This window comes from Streptomyces sp. NPDC090499 (assembly GCF_044769305.1).
In the GTDB taxonomy this organism is placed as follows: Bacteria; Actinomycetota; Actinomycetes; order Streptomycetales; family Streptomycetaceae; genus Streptomyces.
The window spans coordinates 901,481-923,734 of the sequence record NZ_JBIVXP010000001.1 but is presented as its reverse complement, the minus strand read 5'-3'; the positions used below and the strand labels follow the sequence as shown (position 1 = coordinate 923,734).

Here is a 22,254-nt window from a genome sequence, read left to right as displayed (position 1 = left end):
GCGGCACCCGGCAAGCGCCGGTGAGCGTCCCTACCTCCCCGCCTCAGCCGTGCAGCTCCGCCAGTACCGCCTCCGTGAACGCCGGCCACGTCTCGATCGCCCAGGGGCCGAAGGCGCGATCCGTCAGAGCGACGCACGCCACCCCCGCGTCCGGGTCCACCCACAGGAACGTGCCCGCCTGCCCGAAGTGCCCGAACGTGCGTGGCGAGGACGAAGCCCCCGTCCAGTGCGGCGACTTGGAGTCGCGGATCTCGTAGCCCAGCCCCCAGTCGTTCGGGTTCTGGTGGCCGTATCCCGGCAGCACGCCCTTCGTCCCGGGGTACTGCACGGTCAGCGTCGCCTCCGCCACCGTCCGCGGGTCCAGCAGCCGCGGCGCCTGCAGCTCGGCCGCGAAGCGGAGCAGGTCCGACACCGAGGACACGCCGTCCTTCGCCGGTGAGCCCTCCAGCGACGTCGACGTCATGGACAGCGGTTCCAGCACCGCCTGTCGCGCATACTCGGCGAACGGCATCTCCGTCGCCTTGGCGACATGCTCCCCGAGCACCTCGAACCCGGCGTTCGAGTACAGCCGCCGCTCCCCGGGCGGCGCCGTGACCCGGTGCTCGTCGAAGGCCAGCCCCGAGGTGTGCGCGAGCAGGTGCCGTACCGTCGCCCCCTCCGGCCCCGCCGGCTCGTCCAGCTCGACCGCACCCTCCTCGTACGCGACGAGCACCGCGTACGCCGCGAGCGGCTTGGTGACGGAGGCCAGCGGGAAGCGGTGATCGACCGGTCCGTGAGTACCGAGGACCGTCCCGTCGGTGCGTACGACACCCGCGGCGGCGGTGGGGACGGGCCAGTTCTCGATCGACGCGAGGCTGTTCAAGGACATGCCCACGACCCTAAGCGGCTCAGAGGCGCAGCATCATCGTGGGGTCCGGCTTGTGGACGAAGCCGAGGGCCGCGTAGAGGGGCTCGGCCTCGGCGGACGCCGTCAGCATCACCTGGCCCGCACCCCTCTCGCGGAACCACGCCAGCAGCTCCGCCATGCACGCGCGCGCGTACCCGCGTCGGCGGGCGTCCGGGTCGGTGGCCACGCTGAAGACGTACCCGGAGCGGCCGTGCGGGTTGCCCGCCTTGCCGATCCGGTAGTCGACGGTCCCGGCGACCAGCGCGGCCAGCGCGCCCGGCCGGTCCGGATGGTCGACGACGAACGCGGCGAAGTCCCCGTCCGGCTCGCCCAGCCGCTCCTCGAGTGCCGGGCGCGCCTCGGTGTGCCATCCCGTGGAGCGGTCCCCGTCGGGCAGCGCGTCGATCATGACCTGGCGCAGCCGCAGCACTTCCGCCGCGTCCTCGGCCGTGGCACGGCGTACGAGACTCATGCCCGGCACGCTACTGACCGCCCGGCCCGCCCGTCGCGCGTATTTCTTACCGGGTCCGCTTGCTTCGAGTGCACTCGAAGGTCATAGCGTGGGCGCATGACGGTGATGCACACCACGACCGCGGCCCCCACCCAGACGCCCGACATCGCGCCCGCCGACATCTGTTCCGCCCCGCCCCGGCGGCATCCGCGTCCCGAGGGCCAGGACCGCTACACGATCAGCGAGGTCGTCGCCTTCACCGGCCTGACCGCCCACACCCTGCGCTGGTACGAGCGGATCGGCCTGATGTCCAGCATCGACCGTTCCCACACCGGCCAGCGCCGCTACAGCAACCGCGACCTGGACTGGCTCGACTTCGTGACCAAGCTCCGCCTGACCGGCATGCCGGTGGCCGACATGGTCCGCTACGCGGAACTGGTGCGGGAAGGCGAGACGACCTACCCCGAGCGCCGCGAGCTGCTGGAACAGACGAGGAGAGACGTCCTGTCGAGGATCGCCGAACTCCACGACACCTTGTCGGTCCTGGACCGGAAGATCAGCTTCTACGAGACCGGCGGCAACTAGAGCGCCCCGTTGACCAGAGCGCCCCGTAAGGGGCGCGAGGAACTGCGCGACCAGCCCCCCGCATCCGCACCCGAAGGAACCGCTAGAGCTCCGCCAGCAACTCCGCCTTCTTCGCGGCGAACTCCTCGTCCGTCACCAGCCCCGCCTGGTGCAGCTCCCCCAGATGCCGGATCCGCTCGGCGATGTCCGCGGGGTCCCGCCGCCCCGCCGGCACCGGCACCGCACCGGCCCCCTTGGCCCGCAGGGCCTCCAGCACGGCCGCCGCGAACGGCAACGACTCGTGCACCGGGCCGTACCCCAGCCCGAACACCACGGCCGCCGGGTCCTGGTCGGCGGGAACCGTCGGCGCCGCTCCCAGGAGGTCCCGCCGCAGCAGGCGCAGGTGCCCCTCGAAGACCTCCGGCGACCGCCACTCCACACCCCCGAGGTCGGCGACGGCGAAGCTCTGGTCGCCGGCCTTCCACTTCGCCGTGGACGCGCCCGTCCACGACCACCGGAAGTGCACGGCCCGGCCGTCGAAGCTCGCCTTCCCGTCGTACGCCTTGAACTGCCGGGGTCCCTCGGGCGCGGCGACCAGAAACCTTTCGGCCGGTCCGGACGCGGTGAGCAGCGGTCGCAGCTCGTCGGCGTAGTACTCGGCGAGGGTCGCCCGCTCGGCCGGGACCACCAGTCGGTACGGGTCGCTGCCGTCCTTCAGCTGCCCGGCCGCCGCTTCAAGGAGCGGGTCGGCGCCGGGGCGCGGCTCGGCCTTCAGTACGACCGTGCCCCGCTTCCCGGGCGTGAGGGTCACGCCCTCCAGCGCGGCCAGCGGTACCCGTCGTTCACCCAGGCTCTGGAACAGCTTGGGTGTTCGAATCCCCCGTTCGTAGCGGATGAGCACGGAGTCGGACTCGAACTCCCAGGCGGCATGAAATCCGGCCAGTACGTCACCCATGCGGCTCATCGTATGCGGCACGTGCTTCCCAGTCCCATCCCCGCGCATACCGCACTTCCTGCTGTCTCTACGCGCGTCCGGCCATCAACGTGCCGGACAAACCCGCCCGGCACCCGTCATCGTCGTGGGCGCAGGTCACCGCGCCGTATGCGCCGACCCCGACGTCCGCGAGGTTGCGCAGGCTGTCCGTGCCCGGCTCGAAGTAGCCGGCGTGTCCCTGCGCGTCGTGCGCCGACAGCACCCGGGCCCCGAAGGCGGAGGAGACGGGATCGGCGCCGTGGCCGAGTCCGCCGAGCTCCAGGTAGGGGACGTCCTGGATCCAGTCGGAGGCGTCCCGCATCGCCCACACCCGGGCCGAGGTGCCCAGGTGGGAGGCGTTCTCGACGCGCATCCCGGGGCTCGCGGCCACCGCTATGTCGGCCACCCGGTCCGGCATGGCGTGCGCGGCGACCCCGCAGACCACCGAGCCGTAGCTGTGGCAGAACATCGACACCGGCGCGTCCCCCGGCAGCCCGCGCAGCAGCGCGTTGAGGCGTACGGCGCCCTGCTCGGCGGCCGTGCCGGTCGCGGCACCCACGCCGAGGCCGTCGGGCGCGGTGTAGTCGGCCCAGGCGATCACCGCCGTGCGGGTCGACGGGCTCGCCGTGCGCTCCGCCCCGTACAGCGCCTTGGCCATGCCGACCGGTGCGGTGTACTGCCGGTACGTCTTCTGGAAGGTGAGCAGGTCGGTGTCGACGCCGGGGACGACGACGGAGATCCGCTCGGCCTTGGTGAGGTCGCCGAACACCTCGGCGACCCGGCCGCTGCCGTCCGGGTCGAAGGCGAGGATCTGCCGGCCCTTCGCCATCAGCGCCTCGTAGCGGTGCATCCGACGGCCGGCGTCCTGTTGCCCGGCCGTGCTGAGCCGTGGGTCGTGCATGCGTTTCTTCTCGACGGCGCGCTGCTGGTCGAGGGCGATGTCGTTGGCGCGGTAGCGCAGTTCGACCGGGGCGCCGTTCATGTTGCCCACGGCGAGCGCGTACCGGTGCACGAGCCGGTCGCGCTCCTGCGCGGTGAGCGACGCGAAGAACCGGGTGAGGAGCGCGGGCGACGCCTCCGGGTCCGGCAGGTGCAGGCCGTGGACGCTGCCGCGCTCCCACTTGGTGAGGGAGGTCTGCAGGGCGGTGGTCTCGCGGTGCGTGCGCAGGACGGTCCAGCCGGTGGTCGCGAGCATCACGAACACGACGGCCAGGGCAAGCAGTGCGCGCCAGACGTTGAGGGGCGGGGAGGTGTCGAAGGAAGTCACTGGGAGGACACACTAGGAGAACGAAGGGGTCTCGCGTTAACTGAGTGACAGTTATCACGTTTTGGCAAACGTGAGGCCTGTCTCAGGCCCGTGTGACGGGGTGTCAGTCCGCCCGCCAGTTCCCGGTGAGCGCCGGTCCCACCTGATCGAGGTAGGACGCGGTGAGTTCGCGGATCGCCGTGATGCTGAAGTCGGGGCCGACCGACCAGTGCCGCTCGGTGACCCGGATGACCGCGCCGAACACGGCGACCACGAGCCGGGGCCGGGGGTCGGTGTCCGGGTCGACGCCCTCCCGCTCGGCGACGATCCGCGTGATCTCCTCCTCCGTCTCCGCCTGCCGCCGCAGACGGGCGGCGAACAGTGCCGGGGTCGCCTCGATCATCTTGTACGTGCGCAGGAACAGCTCGACCGGCACGTACCGCTCGATGGCCTCCTCGATGGTGTCCCAGCTGTCCATGACCGACCGGCGCAGCGCCTCCAGCGGGGGCTCCTCGGGCGGGCGGCGGCGCACCGCCTCGACGTAGTGCTCCTCGGTCAGCCGCGGCACGAAGAACGCCACGTCCTCCTTGCTGGCGAAGTAGCGGAAGAAGGTGCGCTGCGAGACGTCGACGGACGCGGCGATCTCGTCGACGGTGGTGTGCTCGTAGCCCTGGGCCACGAACAGCTCGAGTGCGGACCGCAGCAGCGTGTCCCGGGTGCGCTGTTTCTTGCGTTCGCGCAGCGTTTCCATGTCTGACAGTTACTGACTAGTGAATTTGTTTGTCAACTGTCAGTGGCTGTCACTAGCCTCGAACGCATGACTAGTCAGACCACGATCGACACGGCGGGGTCGGGGGACAAGGCGCCGGCAGCCCTGCCGGAGCAGCCGCCGGCCTCCGGCCTGCGCGGCCACCCCTGGTTCACCCTGATAACCGTCGCCGTCGGGGTCATGATGGTCGCCCTCGACGGCACCATCGTGGCCATCGCCAACCCCGCGATCCAGAAGGACCTCGGCGCCACCTTCGCCCAGGTCCAGTGGATCACCAACGGCTACTTCCTGGCCCTCGCGGTCTCCCTGATCACCGCGGGCAAGCTCGGCGACCGCTTCGGCCACCGGCAGACCTTCCTGATCGGCGTCGTCGGCTTCGCCGCCGCCTCGGGCGCCATCGGCCTGTCCGACAGCATCGGCCTGGTCGTCACCTTCCGCGTCTTCCAGGGCCTGTTCGGGGCGCTGCTGATGCCGGCCGCGCTCGGCCTGCTGCGGGCCACCTTCCCGGCCGAGAAGCTCAACATGGCGATCGGCATCTGGGGCATGGTCATCGGCGCCTCCACCGCGGGCGGCCCGATCCTCGGCGGTGTGCTGGTCCAGCACGTCAGCTGGCAGTCCGTGTTCTTCATCAACGTGCCGGTCGGCGCGCTCGCCCTGGTCCTCGGCGTGGTGATGCTGCTCGACCACCGTGCGGAGAACGCGCCGCGCTCCTTCGACCTGCTCGGCATCGGCCTGCTCTCCGGCGCCATGTTCTGCCTGGTCTGGGCGCTCATCAAGGCGCCGAGCTGGGGCTGGGGCGACGGCAAGACGTGGACGTTCATCGCCGCGTCGGTGCTGGGCTTCGCCCTCTTCTCCTTCTGGGAGACGCGGGTCAAGGAGCCGCTCATCCCGCTCGGCCTGTTCCGCTCGGTCCCGCTCTCGGCGGGCGTCGTGCTCATGGTCCTGATGGCCATCGCCTTCATGGGCGGTCTGTTCTTCGTGACCTTCTATCTGCAGAACGTGCATGGGATGGACCCGGTCGACGCCGGCCTCCACCTCCTCCCGCTGACCGGCATGATGATCGTCGGCTCCCCGCTGGCCGGCGCCGCGATCACCAAGCTCGGCCCGCGCATCCCGCTGGCCGGCGGCATGGCGGCCACCGCGATCGCCATGTACGGCATGTCCACGCTGAAGGCGGACACCGGCAGCGCGCTCATGTCCCTCTGGTTCGCGCTGCTCGGCCTCGGCCTCGCGCCGGTCATGGTCGGCGCCACCGAGGTCATCGTCGGCAACGCGCCGATGGAGCTGTCCGGCGTGGCCGGCGGTCTCCAGCAGGCCGCGATGCAGATCGGCGGCAGCCTCGGCACGGCCGTGCTCGGCGCCGTGATGGCCTCCAAGGTCGACAGCGACCTGCCGGGCAACTGGGCCGACGCGGGCCTGCCGAAGCTGACCGACGCGCAGTTGGCGCAGGCCTCGGAAGCCGTCCAGGTCGGCGTCGCGCCGGTCGCCAAGGGGACGCCGGCGGAGATCGCCGCGAAGATCTCCGACGTCGCCCACGACACGTTCATCTCCGGCATGAGCCTCGCCTCGCTCGTCGCGGCGGGGGTGGCGGCGGTCGCGATCCTGGTCGCGCTGTTCACCAAGCGCGGCGAGAACGCGGACGCGGGTGGGGGCGTCGGCCACATCTAGCGCAACGCGCCGGGCCGTTATGTCCGGTTTCCGGGGGCAGAGTTCGCCTATCAGGGTGACTCCGCTAAAGATTCCTCGCCCTCGGCGCGCGCCGCAGGTCACAGTGGGTCAAGTCCTCCGCAGGGCATGGGAGGACGGGCTGGCCGCGGCGCGCTGCTGGAGGGGGGCAGCGCGCGGGCAGGTCTGCGGGCACGGAACAGGGGTACCCGGTCATCAACCCGAACAGGTCACGCAGACCGAGGAGTTGATGATGGCAGGCTTCGGGCAACGAACCCGCGGGTACCCCCGTTCACGTGGCCGCACAGGCACACGGGCCGGGCTGGACCGCGACACGCTGGGCGTCGTCGGCACGATCTGCGCCGTCGCCGGCTTCTTCACGCTGGGGATCGTGCTGGGGCCTGCGGCGCTGGTGTGCGGCTGGGTCTCCATGGGGCGGATATGGAACCCGAAGAGTTCCGTACCCGCGCTGGTGGCGGTGGTGCTGGGGGCGATCGACACGGTGCTGGCGCTGCTGTGGCTGGGTGGCGTATCGGTCTAGCGCGCGGGCCGGTGGGGGTTGCCCGCGCAGTTCCTCCCCCGCCTTCGGCCGGGGGAGCCCCCAGCGCCCCTTATGGGGCACGACTCAACTGCGGGCAGTCGTGCCTCCCCCAGTGCCCGAAAGGCCTGGGGGGAGCACCGGGCGGCACGGGTGGGCGCAGCGGCACCCGGCCGGCGCCGGTGAGCGTCCCCCGACCCCAGCCCCCACCCCCTCGTGCAAAGCGGCGACCTCGGCCCGGAGCGCCCGCACTTCCTCGGTCAGCATCCCGATCGCCTCCGTCTGCCGCCGCTCCTCCACGTCGTCCTTCTCGAAGCGCGCGATGAACCACGTCGCGATGTTCGCCGTCACCACACCCAGCAGGGCGATCCCGGAGAGCATCAGGCCCACCGCGATCATCCGGCCCAGCCCGGTCGTCGGTGCGTGGTCCCCGTACCCCACCGTCGTCATCGTCGTGAACGACCACCACAGGGCGTCACCCAGCGTCCGGATGTTCCCGTTCGGCGAGTCGCGTTCCACCGAGAGCACGGCCAGCGAGCCGAACATCAGCAGCCCGATCACCGCGCCGACGACATACGTCGTCAGCCGGATCTGCGAGGCCATCCGGGCCCGCCGCCCCACCAGCATCAGCGTCGCGACCAGCCGCAGCAGCCGCAGCGGCTGGAGCAGCGGCAGCACCACCGCGCACAGGTCTATCCAGTGCGTCCGCACGAATTCCCTGTGGCGGGGCGCCAGAGCGAGCCGTATCAGGTAGTCCACGGCGAAGGAGCCCCACACCACCCACTCCGCCACCGTGCACGCGGCGGTGAGGACGTGTCCCGCGGAACCGTCCACGATCGGCAGCGCGTAGGCGATGGCGAAGACCACCGCGAGTGCCAGCAACGGCCGTTGAGTGAGCTGCTCCCAACGAGCCTGCGCGGACTGTTCCTTCATGTGCGCATCGTAGGCAACATCCGCGCCCCGAAAGCGCCCCGAAGGGGCGCGGCGAGCTGCGCGACCGGCCCCCACCGGACCCGCAGCTCCCCACCGCCTCTGACGGCCGAAGCCGAGCGCAGCGCTACGCGTCGCCGCCCGCCGCGCCCGGGTGCGCCGCGCTGACGTCCAGCAGCTGGTACCGGTCGACGGCCTGCTTGAGCACCGAACGGTCGAGCTTCCCCTCGCGGGCCAGCTCGGTCAGCACCGCGACCACGATCGACTGTGCGTCGATGTGGAAGAACCGGCGCGCCGCGCCCCGCGTGTCGGCGAAGCCGAACCCGTCGGCGCCCAGCGACTGGTAGGTGCCCGGCACCCAGCGGGCGATCTGGTCCGGCACCGACCGCATCCAGTCGGACACGGCCACGAACGGACCCTCGGCGCCGCTCAGCTTCTGCGTCACCCACGGCACCCGCTGCTCCTCCTCCGGATGCAGCAGGTTGTGCTCCTCGCAGGCCACGGCCTCGCGCCGCAGCTCGTTCCAGGAGGTCGCGGACCAGACGTCGGCCTTCACGTTCCACTCCTCGGCGAGGAGCCGCTGGGCCTCGATCGCCCACGGGACCGCCACGCCCGACGCCATGATCTGCGCCGGGACCGTGCCCGCCGTGCCCGCGCTGATCCGGTGCACGCCCTTGAGGATGCCCTCGACGTCGACGTCGGCCGGCTCGGCCGGGTGCTGGATCGGCTCGTTGTAGACGGTCAGGTAGTAGAAGACGTCCTCGCCGTGCGGGTGCTCGGCGTCGCCGCCGTACATGCGGCGCAGGCCGTCCTGGACGATGTGCGCGATCTCGTACGAGTACGCCGGGTCGTAGGCCACGCACCCCGGGTTCGTCGAGGCCAGCAGCTGGGAGTGGCCGTCGGCGTGCTGGAGGCCCTCGCCGGTCAGGGTGGTACGGCCGGCGGTCGCGCCCAGGACGAAACCGCGCGCCAGCTGGTCGGCCATCTGCCAGAACTGGTCACCGGTGCGCTGGAAACCGAACATCGAGTAGAAGACGTAGACCGGGATGAGCGGCTCGCCGTGGGTCGCGTAGGCCGAGCCCGCGGCGATGAGGGAGGCCGTGCAGCCGGCCTCCGAGATGCCGTCGTGCAGCATCTGGCCGGTCGGGGACTCCTTGTAGGTGAGCAGCAGGTCGCGGTCGACCGCCTCGTACTGCTGGCCGAGCGGGTTGTAGATCTTCGCGCTCGGGAAGAAGGAGTCCATGCCGAAGGTGCGGTACTCGTCCGGCGCGATCAGCACGAAGCGACGGCCGATCTCCTTGTCCCGCATGAGGTCCTTGAGGAGACGGACGAAGGCCATCGTGGTCGCGATCGACTGCTGGCCCGTGCCCTTCTTCACGGTCGCGTACGTCTTGTCGTCCGGGAGCGCGAGGGGCTCGGAGCGTACGACGCGGGTCGGGACGTAGCCACCGAGGCCCTTGCGCCGATCGTGCATGTACTGGATCTCCTCCGAGTTCCGGCCCGGGTGGTAGTACGGCGGCAGGCCGGACTCCAGCTCCCGGTCGGAGATCGGCAGGTGCAGGCGGTCCCGGAAGCCCTTGAGGTCGGCGACCGTCAGCTTCTTCATCTGGTGCGTGGCGTTGCGGCCCTCGAAGTTCGGGCCCAGCGTCCAGCCCTTGATCGTCTTGGCCAGGATGACCGTCGGCTGGCCCCGGTGCTCGGTGGCCGCCTTGAACGCCGCGTAGATCTTGCGGTGGTCGTGGCCGCCGCGGCCCAGGTGCAGGATCTGGTCGTCGGTCATGTGCTGGACCATGGCGCGCAGCCGCTGGTCGTCGCCGAAGAAGTGGTCGCGGATGTACGCGCCGGACTCGGTGGCGTAGGTCTGGAACTGGCCGTCGGGGGTCGTGTTCATCTTGTTGACCAGCACGCCGTCGCGGTCCTGGGCGAGCAGCGGGTCCCAGGTGCGGTCCCAGACCAGCTTGATCACGTTCCAGCCGGCGCCCCGGAAGACCGACTCCAGCTCCTGGATGATCTTGCCGTTGCCGCGCACCGGGCCGTCGAGCCGCTGCAGGTTGCAGTTGACGACGAAGGTCAGGTTGTCCAGGCCCTCGCGGGCGGCGATGGACAGCTGGCCGAGCGACTCCGGCTCGTCCATCTCGCCGTCCCCGAGGAACGCCCACACGTGCGACTTGGAGGTGTCGGCGATCCCGCGCGCGTGCATGTAGCGGTTCATCCGGGCCTGGTAGATCGCGCCGATCGGGCCGAGGCCCATCGACACCGTCGGGAACTCCCAGAAGCCCGGCATCGAGCGCGGGTGCGGGTAGCTGGAGAGGCCGTCCGGGTACTTCGACTTCTCCTGGCGGAAGCCGTCCAGCTGGGTCTCGCTGAGCCGGTCGAGCAGGAACGCGCGCGCGTAGATGCCGGGGGAGGCATGCCCCTGGAAGAAGACCTGGTCGCCGCCGAGGCCGTCGTCCTTGCCGCGGAAGAAGTGGTTGAAACCGACGTCGTAGAGGGAGGCCGAGGAGGCGAAGGTGGCGATGTGACCGCCGACGCCGATGCCCGGACGCTGGGCGCGGGAGACCATCACCGCGGCGTTCCAGCGGGTCGCGTTCAGGACCTTGCGCTCGATCTCCTCGTTGCCCGGGAAGAACGGCTCGGCCCGGGTCGGGATCGTGTTGACGTAGTCCGTGCTGCGCATCTCGGGCACCGCGACGCGCCGCTCGCGGGCGCGCTCGATCAGGCGGAGCATCAGATAACGGGCCCGCTCCCGGCCGCGCTCGTCCACGGCGGCGTCGAGCGAGTCGAGCCACTCCTGGGTTTCCTCGGGGTCGAAGTCAGGAACCTGACTCGGAAGGCCGCCAATGATGATCGGGTTGCGATCGGATCCGGAAGCCACGCTGTTCCTTACCTGTCAGAGGGGCACTGATTCCGTGTTTTTCCCTGCATTCCCTGCGTCTTGCCTGCGCCGCTGTCCATCGTCCACCCCGGGGCTGCGCACGTCATCTCTACCGTGAGGTAACTCGGGACCGGCCAAAACGCAACGATACGCCCGGGGTGTGACGCGCTTGGCAAACTCGTTCGACCGTCGTATGTGAGGATGATTCCGAAAGGAACATAGCGGGCAAAAGGGAGTGGTATGTGTCGCGCCCGTCCGCGATACGGTGCCGGGAGTTGCGGCGACACGGCCGGGATCGTCACCGTTTCGGCGGTCTGGACGGCCGGGTACTTGCGCGATCCGTCCGGCCCGTGTGGACTACGGCCAATGCTTCGCGCACGCGCGTGGCTGAGTTAATCACCAAGACATGATCAGGAGGCAACCCGTGAGCGCGACCGCGGACCACGCGGAGGAGCGGACCACCCCTGCCGTCAGGCTGGGGTTCCAGCCAGACCAGGTGGTCCAGGAGATCGGCTACGACGACGACGTCGACCAGGAGCTCCGCGAGTCCATCGAAGAGACCATCGGCAACGAGCTGATGGACGAGGACTACGACGACGTGGCCGACGCCGTGGTGCTCTGGTTCCGTGAGGATGACGGCGACCTGACGGACGCGCTGGTCGATGCCCTGGGCTTCCTCGAGGAAGGTGGCTCGATCCTGCTGCTGACGCCGAAGACCGGCCGCGACGGCTACGTCGAGCCGAGCGACATCGGCGAGGCGGTCACGACCGCCGGCCTCTCGCAGACCAAGAGCGTCAGCGTGGGCAAGGACTGGAACGGAAGCCGGCTGAACACGCCGAAGGCCGCCGCCAAGAAGCGCTGAGCCCCGCCGGTGGACGGACCGGACGCCGGTCCGTCCACCGGCCTGCCGTGATCGCCGCACAGGAGTCGCCGCATAGGGTGTCCTCACCCGAACAGCCCCTGACGAAGGGATGCAGCGATGGCGATCCAGGTCGGCGACAAGGCGCCCGACTTCGAACTCAAGGACAACCACGGCCGGGCCGTGAAGCTGTCCGACTTCCGCGGCGAGAAGAACGTGGTGCTGCTCTTCTACCCGTTCGCCTTCACGGGCGTGTGCACCGGTGAGCTGTGCGAGCTGCGCGACAACCTGCCGAAGTTCGAGGACCGCGACACCCAGCTGCTGGCGGTCTCCAACGACTCCATCCACACCCTGCGGGTCTTCGCCGAGCAGGAGGGACTGGAGTACCCGCTGCTGAGCGACTTCTGGCCGCACGGCGAGACCTCCCGCGCCTACGGCGTCTTCGACGAGGGCAAGGGCTGCGCCGTCCGCGGCACCTTCGTCATCGACAAGGAGGGCGTCGTGCGCTGGACCGTGGTCAACGGCCTGCCGGACGCCCGCGACCTGAACGCCTACGTGACGGCGCTCGACGCGCTGTGACCCCTCTGCCGGGCCCCCTAGGGGTCCGCACGGCCGACACCCCGTGATTCTTAGGGGTCCAGGGCCTGCGTGCGGCGGGAACCCGTCACTAGGATCGAGTCGTTGATCCGGTATCCGAAGCACGACGGGGCTCCCCGCCCCAGACACACATGGGAGGACTCGTGGGAGTCAGCCTCAGCAAGGGCGGCAACGTATCGCTGACGAAGGAGGCCCCCGGCCTGACCGCGGTCCTCGTCGGTCTGGGCTGGGACGTCCGGACCACCACCGGCACCGACTTCGACCTGGACGCCAGCGCACTCCTGCTGAACTCGGCGGGCAAGGTCGCCAGCGACCAGAACTTCGTCTTCTTCAACAACCTCAAGAGCCCCGACGGCTCGGTCGAGCACACCGGTGACAACCTCACCGGTGAGGGCGAGGGCGACGACGAGGTGATCAAGGTCAACCTGGCCACGGTCCCTGCCGACGTCGACAAGATCGTCTTCCCGGTGTCGATCTACGACGCCGACAACCGCCAGCAGTCCTTCGGCCAGGTCCGCAACGCGTTCATCCGCGTGGTCAACCAGGCCGGCGGCGCCGAGATCGCCCGCTACGACCTGTCCGAGGACGCCTCGACCGAGACCGCGATGGTCTTCGGCGAGCTGTACCGCAACGGCGCGGAGTGGAAGTTCCGTGCCATCGGCCAGGGCTACGCCTCCGGCCTGCGCGGCATCGCCCAGGACTTCGGCGTCAACGTCTGAGCCAGGTGAACGCCCCCGGGGCGTTCGAAAGTCCGCTCTGTCCGGCGCCGCACCGTTTACGGTCGGCGCCGGACGCGCAGGACAACCGGAGAAACACCGCTAGGGGAGGACCAGCATCATGGGCGTCACGCTCGCCAAGGGGGGCAATGTCTCCCTCTCGAAGGCCGCACCGAACCTCACCAACGTCATGATCGGACTCGGCTGGGACGCCCGCTCCACCACCGGCGCCCCCTTCGACCTGGACGCCAGCGCGTTGCTGTGCCAGGGCGGGCGGGTCCTCGGCGACGAGTGGTTCGTCTTCTACAACCAGCTCAAGAGCCCGGAGGGCTCGGTCGAGCACACCGGTGACAACCTCACCGGTGAGGGCGAGGGCGACGACGAATCGATTCTGGTCGACCTGCCCAAGGTGCCGGCCACCTGCGACAAGATCGTTTTCCCGGTCTCGATCCACATGGCCGACGAGCGCGGCCAGACCTTCGGCCAGGTCTCCAACGCCTTCATCCGGGTCGTCAACCAGGCCGACGGCCAGGAACTCGCCCGCTACGACCTGTCCGAGGACGCCTCCACCGAGACCGCCATGATCTTCGGCGAGCTCTACCGCTACCAGGGCGAGTGGAAGTTCCGCGCCGTCGGCCAGGGCTACGCCTCCGGCCTGCGCGGCATCGCGCTCGACTTCGGTGTGAACGTCTCCTAGCACGCTCTGCGTCCGGATGTAGGGACCGCCCCACCCACAGGACACCGGCGCCCTCTACACTTCGTGGTCAACAGTAGGTAAAGCCGAGTACGGCGCGAGCGAGACCCGTACACACAAGATTGGGTAGCCAGTGCTTCTGAAAACCTTCGGCTGGTCGTTCGCGATCACCGCGCTCGGCCTGGTCGCCGCGGTCTTCTACGGGGGGTGGGAGGCCTTCGGTATCGTGGCGATCCTCGCCGTCCTGGAGATCTCCCTGTCGTTCGACAACGCGGTCGTCAACGCCGGAATCCTGAAGAAGATGAACGCCTTCTGGCAGAAGATCTTCCTCACGGTCGGCGTCCTCATCGCCGTCTTCGGCATGCGGCTGGTCTTCCCGGTCGTCATCGTCGCGATCACCGCCAAGATGGGCCCCATCGAGGCCGTCGACCTCGCGCTCAACAACAAGGACCGCTACCAGGAGCTGGTCACCGACGCCCACCCGGCGATCGCCGCCTTCGGTGGCATGTTCCTGCTGATGATCTTCCTCGACTTCATCTTCGAGGACCGGGACATCCAGTGGCTGCGCTGGATCGAGCGCCCGCTCGCCAAGCTCGGCAAGGTCGACATGCTGTCGGTCTGCATCGCCCTGATCGTCCTGCTGATCACCTCCTTCACCTTCGCCACCCACGCCCACCAGCACGGCGGCGGCCACACCGACAAGGCGCAGACGGTCCTGATCGCCGGTATCGCCGGCCTGATCACGTACATGATCGTCGGCGGCCTCTCCGGCTTCTTCGAGGACCGTCTCGAAGCCGAGGAGGAGCGCGAGCACGAGGAGGAGGAAGAGGCCGAGCGCAGCGGCAAGAAGAAGTCGGCGGTCCTGCTGGCCGGCCAGGCCGCGTTCTTCATGTTCCTCTACCTGGAGGTCCTGGACGCGTCCTTCTCCTTCGACGGCGTGATCGGCGCGTTCGCCATCACCAACGACATCGTCCTCATGGCCCTCGGCCTCGGCATCGGCGCGATGTACGTCCGCTCGCTCACCGTCTACCTGGTCCGCCAGGGCACCCTGGACGACTACGTCTACCTGGAGCACGGCGCCCACTACGCGATCGGCGCGCTGGCCGTGATCCTCATGGTCACCATCCAGTACGAGATCAACGAGGTCATCACCGGTCTCGTCGGCGTCGTCCTGATCGGCTGGTCGTTCTGGTCCTCCGTACGACGCAACCAGCGGCTGGCCGCGGCCGAGGGAAGCGCGGGATCGGACGACAAGGCCGAGGTCCCCTCCGGGGTCTGAACCGGCTCGCCGGGCCGAAAACGGAGGGTGTGACGCCCTCCTCGACGAGGAACGCTCTGATGGGGGCGGCCGACCGGTCGGCCGCCCCCAGGCGTTTTCAGGAGTTACTGGGGGCGGGAATGGGTTTCTTCGACGGGCTGCTGGGCGGCAGGGCGGCCGAGTTCGACTCGGGCAGCGCCGCGTCCAACTCCATCGAGCTCACCAAGCGGCACCAGCAGGTGTCCCTCACCAAGCAGGGCGCGGCCACCGGCAACCTGCGGATCAACCTGAGCTGGCGGATGCGGACGTCCGACTTCGACGGGGAACAGCGGGAGAGCCTCTTCCGGCACCCCTTCAAGGCGCTCAGGCCGCCGGAGGTGACCGGACACGGACAGAGCATGGTCAACGTCGACCTCGACCTCGGGGCGCTGTACGAGCTGGCCGACGGGACGAAGGGGGTCGTCCAGCCGCTCGGCGGCCTGCTCGGCGACGTGAACGCACCGCCGTACGTCAAGCTCAGCGGCGACGACCGGTTCGGGTCGGCGTCCGGCGAGACGATGTACGTCAACCTCGACCACCGGGACGACATCAAGCGGCTGCTGGTGTTCGTGTACATCTACGACCAGACGCCGGCGTTCGACCGCACCCACGCGATCGTCACGCTGTACCCGAGCAACGGCCCGCGGATCGAGATAGGCCTCGACGAACGGCATCCGCAGGCCCGGTCGTGTGCGGTGGTGATGATCGAGAACCTGAAGGGGGAGCTGGTCGTCCGGCGCGAGGTGAAGTTCGTGTACGGGTTCCAGGGGGAGCTGGACCGGCTGTACGGGTGGGGGCTGCAGTGGGGGCGGGGTTACAAGACGGCGGAGCGGTAGCTCGCCCACGGGGGTGGGGGTGGTGTGAGTGCGCGAGTGCGGGTCGTGCGTGGCTGGTCGCGCAGTTCGCCGCGCCCCTGGGTAGGGGCAGTCACCGCCCGATGAACTGCGGGCCCTGCGGAGGCAGCCGGAAGTCCGCGTTGGGGACCGTCGCCACCGGGATCGGGGCCGGGGGCGGGTAGCCGTAGCCCGACTGGGGCGGTTGCTGGGTGTAGGCGGGCTGCGGGTAGGCGTAGGTGGCCGGCTGGGGGTAGCCGTAGGCGGGCTGGGTGGGTACCGACGTCGGCTGCTCGGGCGGGAGCGGGAGGGACGACAGGGGCTCCTCCGCCGGCTCGGACTCGTCCACCGAGATGCCGAAGTCCGTGGCCAGGCCCTTGAGGCCGTTGCTGTAGCCCTCGCCGAGCGCGCGGAACTTCCAGCCCTCGCCCCTGCGGTACAGCTCGCCGCAGATCAGGGCCGTCTCGGCGCCGGTCTCCGGCTTGATGTCGAAGTGGGCCAGCGCTTCGGCGTCGGGCGCGGAGGCGTCGTACAGCAGGATGCGCAGAGCGGGTACGTGTTCGAACGGGACGCCGTCCGCCGACGCGACCAGGAGGATTCGGCCGACATTGGGCTCGACACCGGGGAGATCTGTCTGGATGGTGTCGGTGAGGCCCTCGGCCACCCGCTTCTTGCCGAGCCGCCAGACCTTCCCGGAGGGGTGCCGGGGCTGGTTGTAGAAGACGAAGTCCTCGTCGGAGCGCACGCGTCCGTCGGGGCCGAGGAGCAGCGCCGAGGCGTCGACGTCCGGAACCCCCTGCCCGGTTGTCCAGCGCAGCACGGCCCGGACCGTGGTGGCTTCCACGGGGACGTTCGACCCCTTCAGCATCGCGTGCGTCATGCGGTCATCCTGCCCTCTCGGTCCTGGTCACGACAACGCGGGGGGCCTCGCGACCGACACAGGCGGGTTACCTGGAATTCATGCCCGGCGGGAACCCCCGACATGGCTTTGTACGTACTATTACCGGCCACCCTTTACCAATTTCACAGGATCGGCCCACGCCACGGGGGAGTTCTATGCGTCATTTCGGGCACATCGCACCTCAGGTGCGGCAGCGCCTCTTCCATCAGGAGCCGTGCGAGTTCACCGCCGACTCCCCGGCCCGGCTGCTCTCCGCGGCCCTGGGCGCCACGCTGTACAGCCCGGCCACCCGGCTGCGGCTCGCCGACGACATCGTCAAACAGGCGGGCCTGGGCGTGGTCTCGATGGTGCTGTGCCTGGAGGACTCCATCGGCGACGAGGACGTGGCCGCCGGTGAGGAGAACCTCGTCCGGCAGTTCGCCGACCTGGCCGGGCGGCAGCGGGCCGGTGCGGAGCTCCCGCTGCTCTTCATCCGGGTGCGGGAGCCCGAGCAGATCTCCGACCTGGTACGACGGCTGGGCGCGAGCGTGTCGCTGCTGTCCGGATTCGTGTTCCCGAAGTTCACCGAGGAGCGCGGCATCCCCTTCCTGCAGGCGCTGGACGGCGCCACGCTGCGCAGCGGCCGCCGGCTCTTCGGCATGCCGGTCCTGGAGACGCCCGAGCTGATGTACCGGGAGACCCGCGTGGACGCCCTGGAGGGCATCGCCCGCGCCGTCGACAAGTACCGCGACAAGGTCCTGGCGCTGCGCCTCGGGGTGACCGACTTCTGCTCGTCCTACGGGCTGCGCCGGGCTCCCGACATGACCGCCTACGACGTGCAGATCATCGCCTCCGTCATCGCCGACGTGGTGAACATGCTGGGCCGGGCCGACGGCACCGGGTTCACGGTGACCGGGCCGGTGTGGGAGTACTTCCGGGTCCCCGAGCGCATGTTCAAGCCGATGCTGCGGACCAGCCCCTTCCTGGAGGAGCAGGCCGTGGAACTGCGCAACCGGCTCATCGAGCACGCCATGGACGGCCTGCTCAGGGAGATCTCCCTCGACCAGGCCAACGGGCTGCTCGGCAAGACCTGCATCCACCCGTCCCACGTCATCCCCGTGCACGCGCTGTCCGTCGTCAGTCACGAGGAGTTCTCCGACGCCCAGGACATCCTGCGGCCGGAACGCGGCGGCGGGGGTGTACTTCGCTCGGCCTACACGAACAAGATGAACGAGGTGAAGCCGCACCGCGCCTGGGCCGAGCGGACCATGCTCCGCGCCGAGGTGTTCGGCGTGGCCAACGAGGACGTCGGCTTCGTGGAGCTGCTCGCCGCCGGGATACCGGCTTGACGGACGCTACGGGACGACACAGGGAACCCATGAACATCGCAGCGAACAACGGGGTCTGGTCCGGCAGCTGGGTCGCCGAGCGGCTCGGTGTCGAACTCGTCGGCGACGACGGCCTGACGGCCCTCCTCGGCCTCGCCCTGCGCCGCAACCCCAGACGGGCCCACCTGCTGGTCTCCAACGTGCTCGGCAAGCACGTACCGCAGTCGCCGACCGTGGTGTACGGGCATGGCTTCGCCCTCGGCCGACGGGTGCGTGACCTGCTCGGCGAGACGGAGGCGGCGCGGGCGGTGGTCGTCGGCTACGCCGAGACGGCGACCGGCCTCGGGCATGCGGTGGCCGACGGCATCGGCCTCGCCCCCTACCTGCACTCCACGCGCCGCCCGGTGGCCGGGGTCGCGCCCGCGGGGGGCTTCGAAGAGGCCCACTCCCACGCGACCTCGCATCTGCTGCTCCCGGAGGACCCCGCCCTGCTCGCCGCCGACGGGCCCCTGGTCCTGGTCGACGACGAGTTCTCCACCGGCAACACGGTCCTGAACACGATCCGGGACCTGCACGCCCGTTATCCGCGGAAACGTTACGTCGTGGTGGCGTTGGTCGATATGCGGTCGCAGGCCGACGCGGGGCGGCTGACGTCGTTCGCCGAGGAGATCGGCGCCAGGGTGGACCTGCTGGCGGCGGCTTCGGGCACGGTGAAGCTGCCCGAGGGCGTCCTGGAAAAGGGGCAGGAGCTGGTGGCGCGGTACGAAGGGGGTGCCGCGACAGGTGATCAGCCGTCCGCGGCGCCGTCGGGGCCGGCCGCGCAGTTCCCCGCGCCCCTTACCGGCGCTGCCCTTGAAGTCGGCTTCAAGTCCCCCCACGTAGGGGCGCGGGGAACTGCGCGCTCAGCCCCCGGCGGCCCGCAGCCGACCGACAACCGCACCACCCCCCACCCCACCCGCGTCGACCTGCACTGGCCGCCCGGCCTCCCCGACGGCGGGCGGCACGGATTCACCCCGGCCCACCGCATACGCCTCGAATCGGCCCTCCCCCTGATGGCGGCGCGGGTCGCCGAAGCCCTGCCCCCCGACGCCCGCCGCGTGCTCACGCTCGGCTTCGAAGAGCTGATGTACGCCCCCCTCAGGATCGCCCGCGAGCTGGAGGCCCTGGTCGCCGCCGAGGTGCGGTACTCCACCACCACCCGCTCGCCCGTCCTGGCCGTCGACGACCCCGGCTACGCCATCCGCAGCCGCCTCGTCTTCCCGGCCCACGACAACCCCGCCGACGGCCCCGGCGAGCGCTACGCGTACAACGTCGCAGGCGCCGGCTTCGACGCCGTCGTCCTGTTCGTCGACTCGGCCGGCGACACCCCCGAACTGCACGCCCCCGGCGGCCTCCTGGCCCTGCTCGGCGCGCATGCCCCGCACGTCCTGCTCGCGGCTGTACCGTCGTACGTCCCCGCGCTACCCGAAGAGAGCCCCGCCATGCTGCCCGAGCCCCTCCGCGGCCCCGCCTTCTCCTCGTACCCGGCGGAGGACGTCGGCTGGCTGCTCCAGGACCTCTCGGACGTCACGCTGGAGGCGCCGACCGAGGAGCGCGAGGAGGCGATCCAGAGCGGCGGCGCCCACTACGCGGAGTCGCTGCCGGTGGAGTACCAGCCGAGCGAGCAGTACCAGGCGCTGTTCCACGCCGCACTGGAGACCTCGGCGGCGCGCATCGCGCAGGCGGTCGGGGTGGTCACCGAGACCGTGATGGCCGAGAGGTCGCCCCGCCCGGTGCTCGTGTCGCTGGCGCGGGCCGGTACCCCGGTGGGCGTGCTGATGCGCCGCTGGGCGCAGTTCCGGTACGGCCTCGACCTGCCGCACTACGCGGTGTCGATCGTGCGCGGCCGCGGTATCGACGCCAACGCGCTGCGCTGGCTGGCCGCGCACCACGACCCGCGGGACGTCGTGTTCGTGGACGGCTGGACGGGCAAGGGCGCGATCACCCGGGAACTCGCCGACGCGGTCGCGGAGTTCGAGGCGCGGGCGGGCGTCTCCGGGTTCGATCCGGAGATCGCGGTGCTCGCCGACCCGGGGTCGTGCGTGCGGACGTACGGCACCCGGGAGGACTTCCTGATCCCCTCCGCGTGCCTCAACTCGACCGTCTCCGGGCTGATCTCGCGGACCGTGCTGCGATCCGACCTGGTGGGTCCCGACGACTTCCACGGCGCGAAGTTCTACCGCGAACTGGCCGGCGCCGACGTGTCGGTGGCCTTCCTGGACGCCGTCGCGGCCCGGTTCGCCGAGGTGGCCGAGTCCGTGGACGCGGCCGTGAAGGAGCTGGCCGTCACCGACCGCACGCCGACCTGGGAGGGCTGGGCGGCCGTCGAGCGGATCAGCGAGGAGTACGGCATCCACGACGTGAACCTGGTCAAGCCGGGCGTCGGCGAGACCACCCGGGTGCTGCTGCGCCGGGTGCCCTGGAAGATCCTGGCGCGGGCCGGGGCGGGCGCGGACCTCGACCACGTGCGGCTGCTCGCGGAACAGAGAGGGGTACCGGTGGAGGAGGTCGGCGAACTGCCGTACACCTGTGTCGGGTTGATCCACCCGAAGTACACGCGCGGGGCGACCGGCGCCGACGGCCGGGCGGTGAACCTCTGATGGCGGTGCTCGTCGCGAGCGACCTCGACCGTACGCTCATCTACTCGGCCGGTGCCCTGGCGCTGACCATGCCGGACGCGCGGGCGCCCCGGCTGCTCTGCGTCGAGGTGCACGAGAGCAGGCCGCTGTCGTACCTGACGGAGACGGCCGGGCGGCTGCTGACCGAACTGGGGGACGCGGCCGTCTTCGTGCCGACCACGACGCGGACCCGCAAGCAGTACGAGCGGATCAACCTGCCGGGGCCCGCGCCGCGGTACGCCATCTGTGCCAACGGCGGGCACCTGCTGGTCGACGGGGTGTCCGACGAGGACTGGCACGCGCGGGTGCTGGCGCGGCTGGCCGACGAGTGCGCGCCGCTCGACGAGGTGCGGGCGTATCTGATGGAGCACGCCGACCCGGTGTGGCTGCGCAAGCACCGGGTCGCCGAGGACCTGTTCGCCTACCTGGTCGTGGAGCGGGAGCTGCTGCCCGAGGAGTGGGTGAAGAGCCTCGCGGTGTGGGCGGAGAACCGCGGCTGGACGGTGTCGTTGCAGGGGCGGAAGATCTACGCCGTGCCGAAGCCGCTGACGAAGAGCGCGGCCATGCGGGAGGTCGCGCGCCGGACCGGGGCGGAGCTGACCCTGGCCGCCGGTGACTCCCTGCTCGACGCCGACCTGCTGCTGGCCGCGGACCGCGGCTGGCGGCCGGGGCACGGGGAGTTGGCCGACGCCGGGTGGACCGGGCCGGCCATCACCGCGCTGCCGGAGCGGGGAGTGCTCGCCGGTGAGCGGATCCTGCGGGAATTCCTGGCGACGGCCCGCAAGGGGAGTTAGCCGCAGCAACCGCCGCCGCAACAGCCCCCGCCGGAGCCGGTGGGGGCGGCGGAGCGGGCGGCGGACGCGCCGGCCGTTCCCCCCACCGCCACGGTCGACAGGAGCTTTACCGTGTCCTGATGTCCTTCCGGGCATGCTGCCGGTGCCGATGACTCGGCCATGGGGCGGGACAGTTCGAATGTGTCGCCGCAGGTGCGGCAGCGGTACTCGTAGCGGGGCATGAGGGACAGGCTAGCGGCAGCGATGCGGGAGTGACGGGCATCACTGCACCTCAGAATTTCATGAGTGTTCCTTTCTGTCCGATACTTGTGCGGAGATATTGAAAAGATCGCTGATAATTTGAGCTGGCCGCGAGGAGCCAAAAGACCGGGGGAAGAGGGGGGCTCGTAGCGCCGCGCCCGCCGCGGCTCTGCCACCCGTCGTGTCTACCTGCGCGCGCAAGACCGAGTGCGAGGGGAGACGCAGTCGTGACGGACGCAACGGAGCGGACGGGCGACCCCGAGGACGGCCATGACCAGGCCGGATCCCGGGATCGAAAGCCGTTCGGGCCGGATGCGACGCTGCATCTGAAGGTCGACGGCCTGCGCGCGGAGCATGCTCTGTGGCAGAAGGGCGACGACGCTCAGCGTGCGCAGGAGGTCGCACGGCAGAAGGCGGAGGCTCTGTGGAACGAGCTGCACGCCCTGCGGGCCGGGGACGCCG

The 22,254-nt window shown here is 70.3% G+C and carries 21 protein-coding genes; 12 read left to right on the top strand and 9 right to left on the bottom strand.

Annotated elements, in window-relative coordinates; translation table 11 throughout:
* Nucleotides 1–43: 43 nt before the first annotated feature.
* Both ACIQVL_RS04300 and ACIQVL_RS04295 read right to left on the bottom strand, forming a co-directional pair.
* A complete protein-coding gene (locus ACIQVL_RS04300) occupies nt 44–868 on the bottom strand; it encodes a serine hydrolase domain-containing protein (protein WP_403428129.1) in 825 nt (274 codons plus the stop codon).
* A 19-nt stretch (nt 869–887) separates the two neighbouring features.
* On the bottom strand, nt 888–1,358 hold the full coding sequence (locus tag ACIQVL_RS04295; protein WP_403428131.1) for a GNAT family N-acetyltransferase: 471 nt from the start codon (nt 1,356–1,358) through the stop codon (nt 888–890).
* 96 nt (nt 1,359–1,454) lie between these two features.
* Here ACIQVL_RS04295 and ACIQVL_RS04290 point away from each other — a divergent pair, with 96 nt between their 5' ends.
* On the top strand, nt 1,455–1,922 hold the full coding sequence (locus tag ACIQVL_RS04290; protein WP_403428132.1) for a MerR family transcriptional regulator: 468 nt from the start codon (nt 1,455–1,457) through the stop codon (nt 1,920–1,922).
* Between the two features lie 82 nt (nt 1,923–2,004).
* On the opposite strand, the gene ACIQVL_RS04285 is transcribed toward ACIQVL_RS04290, so the two are convergent.
* From ACIQVL_RS04285 to ACIQVL_RS04275, 3 genes are all read right to left on the bottom strand, one after another.
* Nucleotides 2,005–2,856, bottom strand: coding sequence for a DUF4429 domain-containing protein (locus ACIQVL_RS04285; RefSeq protein WP_403428134.1), 852 nt, complete (start codon nt 2,854–2,856; stop codon nt 2,005–2,007).
* Between the two features lie 67 nt (nt 2,857–2,923).
* Nucleotides 2,924–4,141 carry an alpha/beta hydrolase gene (locus tag ACIQVL_RS04280; RefSeq protein WP_403428135.1) on the bottom strand — a complete coding sequence of 406 codons (1,218 nt, stop codon included), beginning with the start codon at nt 4,139–4,141 and terminating at the stop codon, nt 2,924–2,926.
* 103 nt (nt 4,142–4,244) lie between these two features.
* Entirely contained in the window at nt 4,245–4,871 is a 627-nt protein-coding gene (locus ACIQVL_RS04275) for a TetR family transcriptional regulator (RefSeq protein WP_403428137.1), read from the bottom strand.
* Between the two features lie 66 nt (nt 4,872–4,937).
* Here ACIQVL_RS04275 and ACIQVL_RS04270 point away from each other — a divergent pair, with 66 nt between their 5' ends.
* Nucleotides 4,938–6,557: an MFS transporter gene (locus ACIQVL_RS04270; RefSeq protein WP_403428139.1), complete on the top strand. Its 1,620-nt coding sequence runs from the start codon at nt 4,938–4,940 to the stop codon at nt 6,555–6,557.
* A gap of 250 nt (nt 6,558–6,807) precedes the next feature.
* Nucleotides 6,808–7,095 (top strand): small hydrophobic protein, encoded by a 288-nt coding sequence (locus tag ACIQVL_RS04265; RefSeq protein ID WP_403428188.1) that lies wholly within the window; start codon nt 6,808–6,810, stop codon nt 7,093–7,095.
* A gap of 84 nt (nt 7,096–7,179) precedes the next feature.
* Here ACIQVL_RS04265 and ACIQVL_RS04260 read toward each other — a convergent pair whose 3' ends face one another.
* Nucleotides 7,180–8,025 carry a potassium channel family protein gene (locus tag ACIQVL_RS04260; RefSeq protein WP_403474311.1) on the bottom strand — a complete coding sequence of 282 codons (846 nt, stop codon included), beginning with the start codon at nt 8,023–8,025 and terminating at the stop codon, nt 7,180–7,182.
* 124 nt (nt 8,026–8,149) lie between these two features.
* Nucleotides 8,150–10,897, bottom strand: a complete 2,748-nt coding sequence (gene aceE, locus ACIQVL_RS04255; RefSeq protein WP_403474310.1) for a pyruvate dehydrogenase (acetyl-transferring), homodimeric type — start codon at nt 10,895–10,897, stop codon at nt 8,150–8,152.
* Between the two features lie 424 nt (nt 10,898–11,321).
* On the opposite strand from aceE, the gene ACIQVL_RS04250 reads away from it, so the two are divergent.
* The 6 genes from ACIQVL_RS04250 (at nt 11,322) to ACIQVL_RS04225 (ending at nt 15,896) form a co-directional block, all read left to right on the top strand.
* Entirely contained in the window at nt 11,322–11,759 is a 438-nt protein-coding gene (locus tag ACIQVL_RS04250; RefSeq protein ID WP_207921612.1) for a DUF3052 domain-containing protein, read from the top strand.
* Nucleotides 11,760–11,876: 117 nt separating this feature from the next.
* A complete protein-coding gene (locus ACIQVL_RS04245) occupies nt 11,877–12,335 on the top strand; it encodes a peroxiredoxin (protein ID WP_352353310.1) in 459 nt (152 codons plus the stop codon).
* Nucleotides 12,336–12,496: 161 nt separating this feature from the next.
* Nucleotides 12,497–13,072, top strand: a complete 576-nt coding sequence (locus ACIQVL_RS04240; RefSeq protein ID WP_093503512.1) for a TerD family protein — start codon at nt 12,497–12,499, stop codon at nt 13,070–13,072.
* A gap of 118 nt (nt 13,073–13,190) precedes the next feature.
* Nucleotides 13,191–13,766 (top strand): TerD family protein, encoded by a 576-nt coding sequence (locus ACIQVL_RS04235; RefSeq protein WP_093503514.1) that lies wholly within the window; start codon nt 13,191–13,193, stop codon nt 13,764–13,766.
* A gap of 130 nt (nt 13,767–13,896) precedes the next feature.
* Nucleotides 13,897–15,042 (top strand): DUF475 domain-containing protein, encoded by a 1,146-nt coding sequence (locus ACIQVL_RS04230; protein ID WP_403430610.1) that lies wholly within the window; start codon nt 13,897–13,899, stop codon nt 15,040–15,042.
* Nucleotides 15,043–15,161: 119 nt separating this feature from the next.
* Nucleotides 15,162–15,896, top strand: coding sequence for a Tellurium resistance (locus tag ACIQVL_RS04225; RefSeq protein WP_403430611.1), 735 nt, complete (start codon nt 15,162–15,164; stop codon nt 15,894–15,896).
* Between the two features lie 91 nt (nt 15,897–15,987).
* On the opposite strand, the gene ACIQVL_RS04220 is transcribed toward ACIQVL_RS04225, so the two are convergent.
* Nucleotides 15,988–16,773 carry a TerD family protein gene (locus ACIQVL_RS04220; protein WP_403474309.1) on the bottom strand — a complete coding sequence of 262 codons (786 nt, stop codon included), beginning with the start codon at nt 16,771–16,773 and terminating at the stop codon, nt 15,988–15,990.
* 176 nt (nt 16,774–16,949) lie between these two features.
* Here ACIQVL_RS04220 and ACIQVL_RS04215 point away from each other — a divergent pair, with 176 nt between their 5' ends.
* Genes ACIQVL_RS04215 through ACIQVL_RS04205 form a run of 3 tightly spaced genes read left to right on the top strand, consistent with a single transcriptional unit; the run spans nt 16,950 to nt 21,552 of the window.
* Nucleotides 16,950–18,122, top strand: a complete 1,173-nt coding sequence (locus ACIQVL_RS04215; RefSeq protein ID WP_403430614.1) for an HpcH/HpaI aldolase/citrate lyase family protein — start codon at nt 16,950–16,952, stop codon at nt 18,120–18,122.
* Between the two features lie 29 nt (nt 18,123–18,151).
* Nucleotides 18,152–20,740, top strand: coding sequence for a phosphoribosyltransferase (locus ACIQVL_RS04210; protein WP_403474308.1), 2,589 nt, complete (start codon nt 18,152–18,154; stop codon nt 20,738–20,740).
* On the top strand, nt 20,740–21,552 hold the full coding sequence (locus ACIQVL_RS04205) for an HAD family hydrolase (protein WP_403430617.1): 813 nt from the start codon (nt 20,740–20,742) through the stop codon (nt 21,550–21,552). The genes ACIQVL_RS04210 and ACIQVL_RS04205 overlap by 1 nt, the downstream gene beginning before the upstream one ends.
* On the opposite strand, the gene ACIQVL_RS04200 is transcribed toward ACIQVL_RS04205, so the two are convergent.
* Nucleotides 21,549–21,773 carry a zinc ribbon domain-containing protein gene (locus tag ACIQVL_RS04200; RefSeq protein WP_403474307.1) on the bottom strand — a complete coding sequence of 75 codons (225 nt, stop codon included), beginning with the start codon at nt 21,771–21,773 and terminating at the stop codon, nt 21,549–21,551. The two genes, ACIQVL_RS04205 and ACIQVL_RS04200, sit on opposite strands and share 4 nt — an antisense overlap.
* Nucleotides 21,774–22,254 lie beyond the last annotated feature (481 nt).